This is a genomic window from Terriglobales bacterium (genome assembly GCA_035567895.1).
Taxonomy (GTDB): domain Bacteria; phylum Acidobacteriota; class Terriglobia; order Terriglobales; family Acidobacteriaceae; genus Gp1-AA112.
On sequence record DATMPC010000058.1, the window covers coordinates 1 to 16,948 of the forward strand.

The window sequence follows — 16,948 nt, forward strand, 5'->3', positions numbered from 1 at the left end:
TTTTACGCCGCTGTGTTTCATCGCATTCGACAAGGCAGCCTGCATCACCCGAAACAGGCATAGCGAGACTTCCCTCGGCACAGAATCCGGCACTTGTTCATGTGAGAACCTGATTTCAACGTGATGCTGATCAGAAAACTCGTGGCTGAATCCCTGCATGGCATTCACCAGGCCAAAGTACTCAAGCTTGGAAGAATGCAGCCGGTGAGAAAGAGCCTGAATACTCTTTGATATGTCAGAGGCCTGTTTTAAGAAAGTTTCACTGCGCTTGCGCATTTCAACAGCAGAGTCGGGCGGATGCAGCCTGGTTTCATCGAGTGAGATCGCCAAGAATGCCATTTGCTGGTTGATGTCGTCGTGCAGTTCGCGCGCAATTCGAGTCCGCTCTTCTTCCTGTGCCGCGATCAGGCGCCCACCGATACTCGCCAGAGCTTCTTCCGCCAGCTTGCGCCCTGTAACGTCGATCGCCGAACCGATATAGCCGGAAAACGAGCCGTCTGGATTGACGATCGGTGCTCCAGTATCCAATATCCAGCGATACACGCCGTCGTGGCGGCGCAAGCGATACTCCATGGTGAATGGCTGCCGCCGGTGGAAGGCTTCACTATAGGTAGCCAGAGCATTCTCCAAATCGTCGGTGTGAATTCCATCCGCCCACCCTGTGCCAACCTCCTCTTCCTCCTTCCGACCGGTGAAGTCAAGCCACTGTTGGTTGACATAGGTACACGATTGGTCGGGACCAGCCATCCAGATGAACACAGGAGCGGAGTTCGCTACCCGACGAAAGCGCCCTTCGCTTTCGCGCAAGACTGCCTCCGCTCTTTTCCTCTTCTTACGATGCCACAGGAGCGCCACGATTAGCAGAGTCTGTAATAGGAAAAGAGAAATGCCGGCGATGATGTACCACTTGTATGCTTCCCAAACCGAGAGCGGCCTATTGATTACGATGCTGCCGGGCGGAAGGTTCTTCTCTTTCAAGCCCCAACGTTTGAGGGCTCGCCAATCGAACATATATCTACTTCCGCCCTGAACAATGGGAATCTCTTGAGGCCTTTCGCCATTCAGTATTCTCAGCGCCAAGCCTCCGGCGACTTTTCCGTCCTCAGCGAGGCTGAAGATCTTACCTCCTACTTCGCCATGATTGAAGAAGACATCAACCAAACTAAACACCGGGACAGTGGCCGCCGCGGCAATCATCGGGGCCGATTCGGTCCCGCTAGCGAACCGTGTGCCTGCTGCATCCCGTGCCACACCAAGTTGGAGGACGATAGTTTGACCCGACAGATGCTTCAGGCGCTCCAGTAGAGTGGGCATATCGAGGTCTGTAAGGTATGAAAATTCAAGGGGGCCCGTATAACTGCGCAGTCGTTCTTTGACTGCCAATAGCATTTCTTTATCAAAAGGGGAAGTGCCCGCAACCACGACGACACGCCTTGTGGCGGGGTTGAGGCGCGTTGCCGCGTCCAGGGTCTCAAGGGGTTCGATAGCACCCTCGACCCCCGTAAAATCAGAACCCACTTCGGGACGCCCAGGCACGACGTTATTAGGCAGGCAAAAAACGACTGGAACACCGGGAAAGGATCTCTGGTGTGCTTCGATCATGAAGCGCAGTGGAGCCGGCCCGACGGTGATGATCACGTCTGGTCTGCGATTTGCATACTTACGAAGGTAGAACTCGCGAAATCGCCGCTGGTCCGCTGGATCGGGGAACAGCGTCGTCTCCATGTACTCGAGATAGAACTCGATCTTGTATGGTGAATTGTCAAAACTTGTACGGATCCCCTGGTCGATAAGGTTGATACCAGGAGACGAAGTACCCGTCTCGTTCAGAACTAGAATCCGACGGATTGGTTTAGTCTGGGCTGCGGCAGCGCTTTGCAGGAGTAAAAAGATTCCAAGAAGCAGCGATACCAGTCTCAAGTTTACGAGCGCTTCATTCGAAACTTGAGTGGGCGAGGCGAGACCATGATTCGTTCGCACCCAGCGTTGGGCCCGCCGTTGAAATCGACATCCGTACATCTTGGCAGTGCTCCGCAGTTTCAGGGCCGCGCGATTCTATTGCTGCGATCTCTTAAGCGCGACAAAACAGATTCGCGTTACTCAGTTTGCCTTTTCAACCTGTCAAAAATTGAAGGTTATTCGTTTTACCACAATTTTAGACAGTAACAGTTTAAGAATTGCGAAGAGGTGCTGTTCACATCGAAATCCCTAATTTCATACTTCCCAGTCTGGCATCCCCACCTGTCAAAATTGACGGGTGTGTGCTTTGTGGTGAATCCGATAAGGTACCTTCTTTCGGAACTTACTGAATCGATATTTCAAGTCCCCCGACTGCACGAACTTGCGGGACAGCACCGCCCGGCGGTCAGAGTGAGACGAGATGAACGAGGGCTTCAGTCTGCGACTCCCATGGAAGCATTTTTGTCTTTGCGTTGCTGTGACCGTTATCACCTTTGCGCTCGCGGCGCCAGGCCGCTGCCAGACCGCATCCACCGGCGCAGTCACTGGAATCACGTCGGACTCATCCGGTGCGATCTTGCCGGATGTGAACATCACGTTAACCAGGGAAAATAGTGGCGAAATGAGATCGGCCACTTCTGACGACGAAGGAAGATTTGGAGTCCTCCTACTCTCTCCGGGCGCCTACGATCTAAAAGCTGAGAAATCCAATTTCGAACCGCTGACACTCTCCAACCTTCCCATAGTCGTAACGGAAACACTTCGAGTTCAAGTCCGCATGTATGTCGCTCGACGCATCGAGCGTGTCGAAGTATCTGCCAACTCAGCGGTGGTCCAGACGGATACTTCTGCGCTAGGACGACTGCTCGACCACACAGCAATCAGCAGCCTGCCATTGGTCACAAGAAACTTCACTCAGATAACCGGACTGTCTCCGGGAGTTAACGTCGGTGTTTACAACGCCGGAGAACTTGGGAATGGGGGAACCGCCCTTTCACAACTGGGAAAGTCTACCGACGGGGTTTACGTGCACGGAGCACGGTCCTATGACAACAACTGGCAATTAGACGGGATCAGCGTCAGCGACGTCCAAGGCGCGGGCGCAATAAGCGGCGGCATCCCGATTCCGAACCCCGACACTCTGGAAGAGTTCAAGGTGCAAACTGCGCTCTACGATGCGGCATTCGGGCGCGGAGTGGGGGCCAATGTCAGCGTGATCACGAAGACGGGCACCAACGGTTACCACGGCAAGATCTTCGAGTTCCTGCGCAACGATTTTCTAAACGCGAACGATTTCTTTTTGAACAAAACCGGTCAGCGGCGTCCGGAGCTCAAGCAGAACCAGTTCGGGAGCGCAATTGGTGGGCCGATTCAAAAAGACAAACTGTTTTTCTTCGCATCCTACCAGGGAATGCGGCAGGTTAACGGCCTAGCCTCTGGTCAAACCAGGATCGCCTGTACCGCAAGTTTAAGCGAGCCGCCTATAACCGATGACAGATCGCGGGCAGCCCTGGGAAAATTATTCGGTGGAATGAAGGGGGCCTTGGGAGGTGTGGCGCTCATGCCAGACGGCTCAAATATCAACCCCGCAGCCTTGGCACTGTTGAATTTCAAACTTCCTGATGGCACCTTCCTGATTCCGACACCACAGACGGTAAACCCCTCGAAGCCATTTGCAAGCAGTGGCTTTTCAACCTTCGCACAACCCTGCGATTACGTGGAAGACCAGGGATTAGGAAATATAGATTCCATCATTTCGGAGAAGAGCCGACTTGCCGGGCGTTTTTTTATTGCACACAGCAACCAGTCGGTTACGTTTCCCGGCGGGGCTCTGAACCCGATGGGGAACATTCGGGGATTCACTAGTCCGGGCAATTCCGATTTTGTTGTTTCCTCGCTGGCTCACACCTACATCCTGAGTAACGCCATGTTAAACGAGGCCAGAATTGGTTTCGTTCGCATAAGCACCAAAACGGGGGCCGATGCTCCATTCAAATGGTCGGACGTCGGCGTGTTGGAAAGTGCCATGAATGGAAATGACCAACTGCCGAGCTTGAGTATTCTCGGTTCCGTCAGCATGGCCAGCGTGCTTCCTCGAACTTATACGCAGAACAGCTTCGTGGTTAGCGACGTTTTTAGCCTATTGAAAGGGCCCCACGCCTTGAAATTCGGGGGGGGACTTACGCGATTGCAGACTAACCTTGACTTTGCGGGTTTCGGCTCCTTTGTCCAGTTTCTCAGCTGGCCGGACTTTCTCCTCGGCCTCGATGGAAACAGCAACGGCACCGGAACTTTCAGCAATGTCTCTGCGTCTTCCGATGCTTTTGGTCTCTTTAATCGCGAGTTCAGGGTGTGGGAAGGCTCTGCGTTCGCACAGGACGACTTTCGGATTACCAAAGCACTCACTTTAAACGTCGGTTTGCGCTACGAACGAATCGGGCAATTCGGAGATAAGCTGGGTCGGAACTCGAGCTTCGATGTCAGCAAGGCCAATCGAAACCCACCAACCAGTGGAACTCTCGATGGCTACATCGTTCCCTCCAATTTTCCGGGCGCTGTACCTGTGGGAGTCACTCAGGTTAACAACACCTTTGGAACGTATGGTGAGGGGCAAAACGCCATCGCACCTCGAATCGGTTTTGCATGGCAGATCCTGCCAAGCACCAGTCGGTTCACTCTGAGGGGAGGGTATGGCACCTATTACTCTCGTCCGATCGGCCAGACGGCTGGTCAGTCCATTCTAGCCGCGCCCTTTGCCTTAACTCGATTCGTCTCCGGACCCGCGAATGCAGGAGCGACATTTCAAGCACCGTTCGCCCAGCCCTTTCCAACTCCGGCTTCTTTTCCGCTGTTTGTACCGTATTCTCCGAACACCGCCGGAGCGGTCTCTGTTCTGTCACCCCACTTTCGCCCTGCAGTGATTCAACAGTTTTCCGTAAACCTCCAGGCAGAATTGCATGATGGTTGGCTGCTTGAGACCGGATACGTTGGTACGCGGGGAATACACCTGCAACGCTTTCTTTCCTTGAATCAGGCGCTGAATGCCTCCCCTGGCAATCCGATCAATGGCGCAATCTCTAACACGTTGTCCAACATCCAATTACGAGTTCCCATTCCAGGAATACGAGCTGACTCTCTTCGTGAGCAGGAATCTGAGGGCAGCTCCTGGTACAACGGCTTTGAGACAAGTCTGACAAAACGCTTAAGCCACGGCCTTCAATTCCTGGCTTCTTACACTTTCTCAAAAGTCCTGGACACCGATGGTGCGGATGTTAACTCAACCTCCACAGGCAATGCCCTGACACTTGGAGACCAAAATTCTCCTCACCAGAGATGGGGAAGAGCGAGTTTCGATCGCACGCATCGTTTTGTTTTTAGCAGCACGTGGATAACGCCAACGCCGCCTCGCGGCCTCTTGCGAGCGATCCTGGGCAACTGGTCTGGCTCGGCAATCGTAACCATTCAGTCGGGTACGGCTCTTACGATCGCCAATACAAACTCCACCAATGTTTTCGGCATCAGCCAGGACCGTGCGCAACTGAGCCCCACATGTTTGACGAGTCAAGTGGTGAAGGGCGGCTCGGTGCAGTCAAAGCTCGGTGGCTACTTTAATGCGGCCTGCTTCACAAAACCGCCGATTATCGGTGCGGATGGCATCGGCACCGGCTTTGGCAACAGCGCGACGGGAATCGTAGACGGTCCTGGGCAAGCAAACCTTGACATCGCGGCTTCCAAGACCGTGCCACTGAACAGGCTACACGAAAAAAGCAAACTTCAATTTCGGGCGGAGTTTTACAACGCACTCAATCATCCCCAGTTCGCGAATCCCGACACCAATTTCGCATCGTCTACCTTCGGTGTGATCAGCGCTACAGCAGTGAATCCGCGGGTCGGACAGTTGGCGCTCATCTATTCGTTCTGAAGCGGGACCGCGCCGGCTGCGCGTAGCCGTTTGCCTTTGCGTGGAGCAGGCCGACTGGTTGCCTTGAAGGCCTGCGTGCAAAGTCCTATTTCAAGTATCTGGGCTTTATCCCCGGAATAACTGCTTTTCCCAACGTGAAACTGTAGGTCTCTAATGCGCAGAGCTATTCAGCTCCTCAGCAAGCTAACCGCAGCGGCTAAAGCCCCGGACATCTTATATGGGGCTTTGAAGGCAGGCCTGGAACGGCCTGCTCCACCACCTCTTCGGCGGCACAGAGAGTCTTGCAAAGTTTTGGAGAAATTTTGCGCTGATGGGCACGAGCCGGGCTGTTGCCAAAGCGAGCTAGAAACAGAAAGCCTAAACACGAGAGAAGGGAAGAGCACTAAGCTGTTTGGCAAGAGCGCTCTTCCCGAGGTGGGATGACAAAGGAGAGACCGTTGGCGCGTCGGATTGGTCCAGAGTGACCGACTCGCCTAAAGAATTCTTGTTAGTTAGTGGCAGTTGTGACTCCCTTGTTTACCATCACCTTCACTTCAACTCGACGGTTTTCCGATCGTCCTTGTGCGGTTTCGTTCGAAGCAACCGGATTTGAGATGCCCATCGCACCCGGAGAGACGATGCGGCGAGGTGGAACGTTGCCATGCTGCATCAGGTAATTGACTACTGCGTATGCGCGATCTTTGCTCAAGGTCTGATTCCCAGAGGCATTTCCAGTCGCATCCGCGTATCCCTTCACTTCAATGATGTAGCCGGAAAGTTGTGCGGCGTCAGTCGCCAATTTTGACAGAGCGGCTTCGTCCTTCTTAGAGATCGTGGACTTGCCCGATGCGAAGTACACTACCGCCTCATGTTTAACGTCGTAATCTGACAACGCCGAGAAGCGCCGGTTGACCTCCTCGTCGTTTGCTGAGATCGCGGCCTTGTTCGCGGCGATGTTGGCCTGATTTACCGATATGTCTTCTTTGTTGGCAGAGATGTTTTCTTTGTTTTCCGCAATGTTCTGGCGGTTTGCTTCCACATTTTCCTGCGTGGGCTCCAAACCAGCCTGGATCATGCTGGCGGTCTGCAAGTCGTCTTTGCTGAAAGTAATCGTCTTTGCCTGAAGCTTGCCGTCCGTACCCGGGATGGCTTTAATGCCGACTTTGAGCCCGGGAATGAGGCTTGCCCAGGACATTTGCTTTTTGCGAAGGCCGAGCCCCTTGGGCGTCTGGACTTTCGTTGCGTCGGTGAGGGTGATGACCTGAGTACCATCCGCGTTTCGCACGGTGATGCTATCCCCTGAGCGTCCGGTGATCAGGCCCTTCACTTCTGTTTCATTTTGGGCGTACGCCGAGGTCAACGATGCGCAGCAGAAAATCAGGGCGACAGAGATAAGCGTGCATGTCTTTTTCATGGTCATGCGACTCCTTTGGCACGTCATCACAGAATCTAACGCTGCGATTCGAGTTTGAGACCTAGCAAAACTGTCAGGGGTGGGGAAGATGTTGCGGGAAAACGCAGCGCGTTCTAATTCATGCTCTCGCGAACCTCGACCAGCATTTGATCGCTGTGGGCAAGGCGAATTAGGCCGGCGCGCGGGTACTCGATGTCGAGGACGACGTACACAATAATCACGGTCATGACTGAAAAACCGAGAATGTGGAGCCAACTCCGGTTTGGGCCGACTGCCATCCTATAGCCGGCCAACGCAGAACAGATGAGTCCCAGGCCGAACAAAAGGACGTAAATAATGCCTGGCGGATGATTTTGCAGGGCCATCGTCCGGGTTGTGGCCATATCGATCATGTTGTTTAACGCCGGAAGCAGCAATTTTCCTGCATCGGGATGAGCGCCCGGGAGTCGGGTAGCTGCATCTGCCTGAGTCCAGATTTCATGCTGGAGTTTCTTGGATTCTGCCATCTCCGTTTCCGCAGCTTGCATATTGGGCAGTCTGCGATAGGTCTCCAGCCGCGAATCCACGTACTTGCGAAATAATTCCCGAAGTGAAGCCTGTGCTTCGCGCGGTACCAAGTAAACCCGCAGATAGGCGGTTTCGATCGCGTTGACTTCCTCGGCGATCAACATTCTTTTCTCGTTAAAGCGCGTAGATGCTCCCGAGAACGTGAATGCCATGAGTAACCCGAATAGGGCAAAAACCGCGCCTTCAACGATGCCCAGACTGCCTCGCTCGCTTTCCGATTCCTTCGCACGGCGCTTCACAGCGATTCGCCGGCCCGCTTCCAGCATCATCAACATGCCGAGAAACAGCAGCAGAGCAAACAGCCATGGGGGGATGAAAAATTGCATCAAAAAATGCTCCTCTTCCCAAGTTGGCAAAGGACTCTCGGGCCGTCCTACCTTCTCCGGCCGCCGCCCATCCGCGGCATGGAGCGATAACTGGGCGAACTACGCATGCTATTAAAGTTCTGAGAGCGCTGCGCTCCCTGTGACCGCGCTTCCTGCTGGCGCTGCATTGACGACTGTGGCGTCGGAGTACCGCCTGGTCGTTGCGCACTTTGCCATCCGTTTCCAGTGTTCTGTGACCAACTGCCACTGTTACGGTCATAGCGATATAGAGAGCCATCCTTGCCGGCGTAGATGTTGTTCTTTCCAGCGGCAATGCCCGCGTTGGTATTCGTGTTGTAAACGAAACCGCCACGGCCGGCCGTGCCCTCGCCGGTGTAACGATTGCCTGCAAAGCCCGCTCCTCCGCCCGCCACGATGCCGGTGTTCGGGTCGTAAGCTGCAGCGCCGCGATATCCAACCGTGTTTCCCGTGTAGATGTTGGTGTTGTAGCCGCGTCCGCCAGCCGCGACGCGTCCAGTCTGAGCGTTGTAGGCGCCACCCCTGCTGGCCGCACCATAGTTTCCGGTGTAAGGATTTGCCCACGCGGCAGCGGTTCGCGAATATGCCGCATTGCCCCAGCGACCATAAACGTTCGCGACCGCAGCGCCGCCCCAAGCTCCCCAGCCGTAGTACGGATACCAGCCGTATGGGTAGTAGCCCATCGGGCCCCACCAGGGCGAGTACCACGGGTAATACCAGTAGTATCCGTAGCCGAATCCAACGCTCCAGCCGGATTCGTCAGTCCACGTAAATCCTGCGCCGACGCCATAAGTGTACGGATAGCCATACCAGACAGCTGAGCCAACATAAGGCGGATAGTACCAGCCGGTTCCGTAGACAACCGTCGTGGTGCTTGATGACACGACCGTGCCGTAGTATCCAGGTGTGTAGCCAACGTAAACGACCTCGGGTGTTGACCCGTACACCTTTGCATACGTGACGTAATGCACCGGAGAACTCGCGGGGATCGTATAGATTTCTTCCGGTACTTTATCGGCGACGTTCCAGGGTCCTTGAGGAGTAGGCGCCCAGAACCAGACGCCGGCCTCCACGGAATAGTACTTTTCTCCAACTTTGATAACGGGAGCGGAAGTATTGCGCGCATACTTCATCGTCGTGCCTTCGATGGGCACGAACGTCGCTTCGCCATCGTAGACAACAGTCAGTTTTGCTTGTGAGCGGGTGATGGTTGCAGTCTGTGGAATCGAGTTGGCGATTAGACCCTCCTCGGCCTGCGGCGTTGCCGGCACCGAAGCCAGCGCGCTTGCTTTAGGACTGTCCGGCGGAATTTTCGCGAACTCTGCTGGAATGGCGGCGCCATCAACGAACGTCCAATTGGTATTCAACGAGGGACTCTTGAACCATCGTCCCGAAATGAGGACGTAGTACTCGCCGCCATAACGCAGAACTGTGCCGGTGGTATTTGAAATGTATTCAATGGAAGTGCCCGGAATGGCTGCGTACTGCGGCTCACCCTTCGTTTCAACCAATTCAGTTGGTCCATACACGACGTAGACGGCGGGGATCTCAGCTCCCTCGCCGGGATGTTTCAATGAGGGCTGCTTTGCCTGGCTATTTGTTGAGGACGGCTGGCCCGATGCTGCATCAGGTTGTGGACCTTGCGTGCTCATCTGCTCCGCGATGTATTGGTCCGCTTTCTTCATGTCGGCGGGAAGATTAGACGCGTACTTCCATGGTCCGTCGAGTTGCGAAGATTCGAGCCACCAATCTGTCAACCGCAAGTAGTATTTTTTGTTTTCGTCGGCAACGAGCAAGATGGATTTGGTGTTGACCACGCGCTGCAAGTCAGTAGTCTTGACCGGCGCCAGTTTGGGTTCGCCGTCGACCGTGACGAGCACAGACTGCTTCGTGCTGAAGATGATCTTGGGGGGATCATTCTTTACAGTCACACCTTGAATCTGGGGACTCGCTGCTCGCACTCCGGCTTCAAGACGATCGAGCGAGATGGTCTTGGTTTTCCCGGGCATCTTCGCCTTGAGCATCGCAAGGATATCGGCGTCCTTATGGGCTGCGGTCGGGAAGCGGACTTTGCTGACATCCACAGTGTCGAGCGTCACGAGACGGTTGATCTTGTCCACTTCGGTCCGGGCACTGAACCAAACGACTCCGTATTGGGAAGCCGCTTGCGGGCTTTTTTTCAGTTCGACTGCCGAATAGAGGTAAATGCGATTGCCGTCCCATTTGTCAACTTGTGGCTGATAAATCACGAATTCCTGGGTGCCATCTTTAAGCGTGCGCGGCCATCCGGTGTCGTTGCTGATTGTGGAAAGCTTTACTCTCTGTGTGCTGGGAGCGTTCGGCAGATTTTGCGGACTAACGGTTGGTAACAAAACGCAAGTGGAAATGACCAGGCTGTAGATCCTATTCATGGCGCTAATTTGGCGAGGGTCCGCATTGCGTAGGACTTAGCGAAGGTCTTAGATCAACTTTAGGATTGGGGGAATGAATACAGAAGTGTCAGTAATGACAGGTGCGCAGCGTGAAGGCCACGTCCAGCTCACGCTTCACGGTAGAGCATGAGAGTGGTACCAATAGCCACAAAGCACAGTGGCCAGATCCATGAGAATAGCCTTACGCTGACTGGGTGAGCACGAACTTCGAGCCATCGCGCCCAGCCGGCAAATACTGCTAGTACTGCAATGGGAATATGGCTTAGGTCGATCAACGTTGCTTCTTTCACATTCGTTACTGAATGCGAATGGGTCAGTAGGACGGCGCCGCCGAGTGCGCAAACGGCAGGGAAAACGTACGGGGCCCACCAAGCTGCGTTGCGGCCATTTTTCACCCGCCATTCAAGAATGGCAAAGCCCAGAACCAGGAATGTGAAAAAACGATGCTGGAGAACGTCAGCTACGCGAAAGCTTTCCCAAAATCCATTGGGTCCCAAGGGCCAATTCTCGGCGTCGGCGCGAATGAACAGGAAGACTGCCAAGGCGAGAAAGAGCAGAGGCCAGTGCTTGGCCCATTCCGCTTTGCCCGATTGACTCGCGAATGCCAGCAGACCAACGCAGAGAACAACAATGCCAGCCCAGTGGTGATTGTATTCTGACCACGCGATGTCTCCTGGAGTACTCGGACGCAATGCAGGCGTGCCCGGAATATACGCGGATGCAACTCCCTGGTTCTCCGCTTCTTGCTTGAGCAACAGTTCGTCAGACTTGCTGAGCTCTCCTAGAGCCGGTGTCGACAAGCGAGGAAAGCGTGGTGTAAACCGCTGTACCAGATCGTGGGCGGTTACTCGTCCGTTGGGCAGATCGATGGCTGGCGGTTGCGACCCGAGCGAGGCAGCTGCGACGATTGCCGTAAAGCCAATACCGATTTCGGCTTCGACTAACCACCGCAGCCAACGGAGACCCTTGCCCGCATCTGTGCCGAGGTTGCGAACAATCGAGAAATTCAACGCACCGATGCACAGAATTCCCCCGACCAGCCAAATCTTCGCTCCCAGCATTGCGCCCCAGGAGGTGCCATATAACGCACTTGGCGAGTCCATATACAAAAAAGTGAGAGCCCCTCCAGCAAGAAGAACCACAGCGACGGAAGAAGCAGCCATGGAGGAGAAGGTGCGGGCAATCGCGCTCGATAGCAGAAGAGTCTGTGAGTGTCTGAGTGCAATCAGTAAAAACGGAAGGGCACCAATCCAAATGCCGGCAGCCAAGTAATGAATCAAGGTGAAACCTGCTGAAAGCAGACGGTGATCCACCCGTGCCCAGGCGTGGCTGGTTACGACGCTGCACAACAGGATAGCGAGAACAAGCAGACTAGAGATCGTTGGGAAATCTCTGTCAGCCGTCACAAAAATTATCAGCAGCAATGCGCAGACAGTGGACACTACACCCGCTATGAAGAAGTTAGCGCCTGCGATGTCCCTTAAGCGAAATGAGGTCGTGTCCATGAGGATTGCTGAGCTCATTGACACGGATGCGAGTTGAGTTGCAGTAAGTCCGAGAGCCGCAACCCGAATGAGCGAGATCATCGGCGGCAGCAACTGGAATTGTGACTCCGTTCGGATGCGACTCCATACAAGTGCCCGAAACGCAATTCCTCCCAATAGTAACGATTGAAAGGAGAGCGTCAGCCCTCGCAGGAGTACAGATAGGAATCCGAAAACGTCGAGTAAGTTCTGCACGAGCAACATCCCGCAAGATCATTTGGCCGAGAACGGGACTTCTCCACGAGTGATGTGCCCATCGGAGGCGAGTACCTGCCAGGCCAACTTGTACTTTCCCGGCTTTACATCAGTAGCCGTGGCTGCGATTACATTGGAGACTCTTTCCGGCAACAGGGGAATCGTCCTCGTAGTTCCGTCAGCACTCAGGAGCCGTACCAGCGATCGCGTGCTATCAACGCGTACATTAAACCTCAGCGTGATATCGATCTTGGGACCAGCCACAATGGAGTTTGCTTCCGGGCTCGACGTCACCAGGATTGCGTGAGCCCAGGCAACTGTTGCGCAAAGAGCGAGAACGACAGCGCCTGTCAACCTGCGTTTCATTGCGAAATTTGATGTCTGAATCATCCAGCGGCTCCAAAATCTTTCAGATCTAGTTATGAAGTGACTCAAGCGATGGAGTTGGGCCGCAAGAGGCACAGACATAGCGCGAAGTGTTAGATCGGGTGCCATCGTGAGGACACCGACCCTATCCTGAGGTTACTGCGAGGAAGTCCTTAGTCCACTAGTACTTCTGCCAGACGGGGGGTCTGAAATCCTTGAATTCAATAATTCACATACCAGCAAATTCTGACAGTGGTCTCTGAAGGGTTTTGCAGAAATACTGTGACCCATTCGGCGCATTCCAATGTACACATTCCGCAAGGCAGTCACGTCCTTGGTACCAATCTGGGTGACGGTCTTTCTCTCGCTTGCGTTCGCTCAGAAGGGCATGAGCACGGAGTACACGCGTAACTCCCGTCCACCAATGCTGAATTACGCTGAACTTGTAACGCTCAGCGAGCAAGACCCAATCGATTCCACACTGGCCGAAAAACTTCAAACGCTCCTCACTACCCCATTTGTGAACAACGAAGCGTTTCATCGTGGCGCCAAGCCGATCCGGCAGGTCTGTCGGCAGAAGAATCCATGTCTCCGGCTGATTGCCTGGAATATCGAGAGAGGACTCCAACTGGACGAAATCAAACTTGCTTTCACCAACAAATCAGGCTTTCTGTCTAACGCAATACCGAAAAGTTCGGCAGAGAAGGACGCACCGCAGGTGAGCGCAGTCTCCGCTGACAGGGAGAAGCTTGGCGCCCAAATCGACATCCTGCAGTCTGCCGACCTAATCGTGCTCAATGAAGTCGATTGGGGCATGAAGCGGACCGAGTACCGAGCCGTGGTGAAGGAGCTTGGCGACGCTCTAAACATGAATTGGGCTTATGGCGTTGAGTTTGTCGAGGTAGATCCCAAAGTGTTAGGCCGTCAATCGTTTGCTGACGTCAAGGACGAAGTCAAGCGCAAAGAGCTGGAGGAGCTGTTCAGCGTTGATCAAAACCGTGTGCTGGGACTGCACGGCTCTGCAATTCTCTCGCGATATCCAATCCGGGAAGCCAAGCTCCTGCCCTTCAAATATCAGGCTTATGACTGGTACAAGGGCGAAAAAGGCTACGGAACTACCGAGTCCACAAAGCGCAAAGGTGCAAGCCTGGCGTTTGGGGAAGAGATTTTGAGGGAAGTGCGTCGCGGAGGTCGCACGAACCTGATCGCAACCCTGGACGTTCCCGATCTTCCCGAAGGAAAGCTCACTGTCGTCGCAGCTCATCTGGAGAACCGAACCACGCCCTCTGGCCGACGCAAAGAAGCTGAAGAACTGCTGGAACTGCTCCGTCCCATTAGCAATCCCGTGGTTGTGGCGGGAGACATGAACACAACCGGCAAGGATGGATCGGTCAGCGATATCAAGTCTCTGGCTAAGAAAAAGGCGATGGATCCACAGTTCTGGACCACCAAAGGCATTAAGTATGCGACAGGAGTAGGCATCGGCATGGACATCGCGAGCTTTGCCTTCAAAAGCACGAAGTTTCAAGCTGACCCTACGACCTCCGGAGTGCCCTTCTTGGCCGCGAATCCTGAGAAAGGTTTTTTCGAATACCTGGATGACTTTCGCTTTGACGACGGAACAAGAGTCGATTTTCGTGGTGATGCCGAATTATCGGTGAGTGGTCGCCGAGGGACACTGGGAAATTCAAATGAGCGGGCCGGCAAAGGTTTCGTTACGACTTTTGCTTTGCCTAGAACGCTTGGAGCGAAAGGGAAATTTAAGCTGGATTGGATCTTTGTGAAGGGATATCTCGAACAGGATACGAATATTCCCGAGTCTTATCGCTTTGCACCAACTTTTGCCCGCACGATGAACGAATTGAATGGAGCATTGGAGGAGCCGCTATCCGATCACGCTCCGATCAGTGTCGACCTTCCGCTTTCGCAACCGGGCCCATTGAAGACTCTTGCGCGCGGAGCAAAGTAATGAAATTGCATCATCTGCTCGGACGATATCGCTCTGTCTGGCTGCACTTTTTTGTTTTCGTGGCGATGTGCTGTCCAGGGCATGCACAGGCTTCTTCGCGGATTCAGGTGCTCGTCAGTGCGGGCAGTCTCGAAGGCATGCGCTGGTCGAACTTCAGCGACTATCGAAATTGGCTACAGAAGTTCTATGAGCCTGCCGGATATGCTCCAGTGTGGGTCCAGGGGAGCACTCCATCGGCGCAAGCTCTTGCGATGATCGAACTGTTTCGGAACGCGTCGCAAAAAGGGTTGGAGCCTGAAGACTATGACGCTTCCCGCTGGGATGGCCGTCTCCATGGCTTGAAAGATCAAGCTGCCGATCCGGCAGGTTTCGATGTAGCCCTTACCGTCTGCACAATGCGCTATGTCTCAGACCTTCACATCGGACGCATCAATCCCCGGCATTTCCAATTCGGACTGAGTGTTGCTGAGAAGAAATACGACTTGGCTCAGTTTGTGCGCGATCGGTTGCTGGCTGCATCCGATGTATCCGGCGTGATCGACAGCGTGGAGCCTCCGTTTGCAGGGTACCGTCGAACGCAGCAGTCACTCGTAAGATACATGCAACTTGCTCGCGATGACGATGGCGAGAAGCTTCCGACTCCATCAAAGCCTGTTGAGGTCGGACAACAGTATGCTGGCGTGCCTCGACTAACGCGACTACTTCATCTCGTCGGCGACTTGCCGCCCGACGCTACGCCGCAAGACTCTTCGACTTATGATGCTGCTTTGGCCGAGGCGGTAAAGCGGTTCCAACGCCGCCACGGGCTTGACGCGGATGGTCGCCTGGGTCCGGGCACGGTAAAGCAGTTGAACGTCCCTTTGTCGGCTCGAGTCCGGCAGATGCAACTTACACTCGAGCGCTGGCGTTGGCTCCCGAGCGAATTCTCTGCACCTCCCATCGTCGTCAATATTCCCGACTTCCGCCTCCGCGCCCTTGATGAGCACAACGACGTTGCTCTCGAGATGGTGGTTGTAGTTGGTAAAGCAATGCGCTCTCAAACCCCGGTTTTCTCGCGCGATATGACCTTCGTGGTGCTGCGTCCTTATTGGAACGTTCCTCCTGGACTCTTCCGCCAAAGCGTGCTGCCTGCGATCACACGAGATCGCAGCTATGTGGCCAACAAGAATTTTGAGATCACCACGCGCGACGGCAGAGTTGTGACTGCAGGAGCGGTCTCCGACGATGTGCTGGCCCAGCTGCAGGCGGGAAAACTTGCCATACGACAGAAGCCGGGGCCCACGAATGCGCTGGGTCTCATCAAATTGATGTTTCCTAACGAGTATTCCGTGTACCTGCACAGCACGCCCACGCAGGAGCTCTTTTCGCGCACTCGACGCGATTTCAGTGCCGGCTGCATTCGCGTCGAAAAGCCCGCGGAACTTGGTGCCTGGGCACTGCGCAACAATCCCGGTTGGACCGTCGAGCGGGTGCAGCAAGGCATGCAGAATGGCAAGGACAATGTGACCGTGACTCTAAGCCGTCGCGTGCCAGTATTCATTGTGTATGGGACGGCTCTCGCCTACGAGAACAACGAAGTGCACTTCTACCAAGATATTTACGGACACGACGCCAAGCTGGCTCAGGCGTTAGCTAAGGGTTATCCCTACCCATAATGGGAACTAGAGTTACCAGCGCCGCACACGGCCTACATCTACGTGAACAAAATCAGAGCCAGCGTAGTAGCCCACGCCGCCGCGATGCAATGACAGCGCGGTATCGCGAAGTTCGGAGGTGCGGACTCCCGGAACGCGAATATCAATCGCCATCGCCTGCATGTGCAGACTGTGCTTGGCTACGCCATGACCATGGGTTCTGAGATATTGGTTGCTCCAAGGCGTACGGTAGCCGCAGACAACGTTGATCTCAGAATTGGGACGACCTAGCGCCACCGTTAAGTCGTGCAGCAGGTCGAAAACCCGGGGATCGTATTCACGAACGTCGCCTGTCCGATGATCGCGCAAATAACGATTGAGTTGCGCCAGAGCCTCAGGATCATATGAGTTCCCATGCCGGTAAACGATGTCGAGCCGTTGCCCCGTATGAGTATGAAACAAGTGCAGCCGATAGCTGACGTCGGATGAAGAGGGAGTCTCCGTCGCCTGGGATGGAGAAGAAATAACGACGAGGAATACGCAACACGCAAAAAAACTCTTTCGTAACAACAACGGCAACTCACGCTCCAGCAAAAAATCGGCCATCATCAAATGGCCGTTCT

10 protein-coding genes are annotated in these 16,948 nt (G+C 54.4%); 3 read left to right on the forward strand and 7 right to left on the reverse strand.

Annotated features, from left to right (window positions below; translation table 11 throughout):
- The coding region (locus tag VNX88_10995) for a PAS domain S-box protein (protein HWY69187.1) at nucleotides 1–1,920 on the reverse strand (1,920 nt) is incomplete at its 3' end.
- A 460-nt stretch (nucleotides 1,921–2,380) separates the two neighbouring features.
- On the opposite strand from VNX88_10995, the gene VNX88_11000 reads away from it, so the two are divergent.
- Entirely contained in the window at nucleotides 2,381–5,881 is a 3,501-nt protein-coding gene (locus VNX88_11000; GenBank protein HWY69188.1) for a TonB-dependent receptor, read from the forward strand.
- 487 nt (nucleotides 5,882–6,368) lie between these two features.
- Here VNX88_11000 and VNX88_11005 read toward each other — a convergent pair whose 3' ends face one another.
- The 5 genes from VNX88_11005 to VNX88_11025 all read right to left on the reverse strand — a co-directional run bounded on the left by VNX88_11005 (nucleotide 6,369) and on the right by VNX88_11025 (nucleotide 12,746).
- Nucleotides 6,369–7,274, reverse strand: a complete 906-nt coding sequence (locus VNX88_11005) for an OmpA family protein (GenBank protein ID HWY69189.1) — start codon at nucleotides 7,272–7,274, stop codon at nucleotides 6,369–6,371.
- Between the two features lie 113 nt (nucleotides 7,275–7,387).
- On the reverse strand, nucleotides 7,388–8,167 hold the full coding sequence (locus VNX88_11010; protein ID HWY69190.1) for a hypothetical protein: 780 nt from the start codon (nucleotides 8,165–8,167) through the stop codon (nucleotides 7,388–7,390).
- 47 nt (nucleotides 8,168–8,214) lie between these two features.
- Complete coding sequence (locus VNX88_11015) at nucleotides 8,215–10,596, reverse strand: hypothetical protein (GenBank protein ID HWY69191.1); 2,382 nt, start codon at nucleotides 10,594–10,596, stop codon at nucleotides 8,215–8,217.
- A gap of 128 nt (nucleotides 10,597–10,724) precedes the next feature.
- The gene (locus tag VNX88_11020; GenBank protein ID HWY69192.1) at nucleotides 10,725–12,356 is read right to left on the reverse strand and encodes a CopD family protein; all 1,632 of its coding nucleotides are present in this window, start codon (nucleotides 12,354–12,356) and stop codon (nucleotides 10,725–10,727) included.
- Nucleotides 12,357–12,374: 18 nt separating this feature from the next.
- Complete coding sequence (locus VNX88_11025; GenBank protein ID HWY69193.1) at nucleotides 12,375–12,746, reverse strand: copper resistance CopC family protein; 372 nt, start codon at nucleotides 12,744–12,746, stop codon at nucleotides 12,375–12,377.
- A 280-nt stretch (nucleotides 12,747–13,026) separates the two neighbouring features.
- Between VNX88_11025 and VNX88_11030 the strand changes: the two genes are divergently transcribed.
- Nucleotides 13,027–14,691, forward strand: a complete 1,665-nt coding sequence (locus VNX88_11030; GenBank protein HWY69194.1) for an endonuclease/exonuclease/phosphatase family protein — start codon at nucleotides 13,027–13,029, stop codon at nucleotides 14,689–14,691.
- The gene (locus tag VNX88_11035) at nucleotides 14,691–16,346 is read left to right on the forward strand and encodes a L,D-transpeptidase family protein (protein ID HWY69195.1); all 1,656 of its coding nucleotides are present in this window, start codon (nucleotides 14,691–14,693) and stop codon (nucleotides 16,344–16,346) included. The genes VNX88_11030 and VNX88_11035 overlap by 1 nt, the downstream gene beginning before the upstream one ends.
- 12 nt (nucleotides 16,347–16,358) lie before the next feature.
- On the opposite strand, the gene VNX88_11040 is transcribed toward VNX88_11035, so the two are convergent.
- A complete protein-coding gene (locus VNX88_11040; protein ID HWY69196.1) occupies nucleotides 16,359–16,934 on the reverse strand; it encodes a DUF882 domain-containing protein in 576 nt (191 codons plus the stop codon).
- Between the last annotated feature and the right edge of the window lie 14 nt (nucleotides 16,935–16,948).

Coding starts and splice junctions, on each gene's coding strand:
- VNX88_11025 (HWY69193.1), bottom strand. CDS start 12,746: ATGATTCAGACATCAAATTTCGCAATGAAACGCAGGTTGACAGGCGCT.
- VNX88_11030 (HWY69194.1), top strand. CDS start 13,027: ATGTACACATTCCGCAAGGCAGTCACGTCCTTGGTACCAATCTGGGTG.
- VNX88_11010 (HWY69190.1), bottom strand. CDS start 8,167: ATGCAATTTTTCATCCCCCCATGGCTGTTTGCTCTGCTGCTGTTTCTC.
- VNX88_11015 (HWY69191.1), bottom strand. CDS start 10,596: ATGAATAGGATCTACAGCCTGGTCATTTCCACTTGCGTTTTGTTACCA.
- VNX88_11005 (HWY69189.1), bottom strand. CDS start 7,274: ATGAAAAAGACATGCACGCTTATCTCTGTCGCCCTGATTTTCTGCTGC.
- VNX88_11040 (HWY69196.1), bottom strand. CDS start 16,934: ATGATGGCCGATTTTTTGCTGGAGCGTGAGTTGCCGTTGTTGTTACGA.
- VNX88_11035 (HWY69195.1), top strand. CDS start 14,691: ATGAAATTGCATCATCTGCTCGGACGATATCGCTCTGTCTGGCTGCAC.
- VNX88_11000 (HWY69188.1), top strand. CDS start 2,381: ATGAACGAGGGCTTCAGTCTGCGACTCCCATGGAAGCATTTTTGTCTT.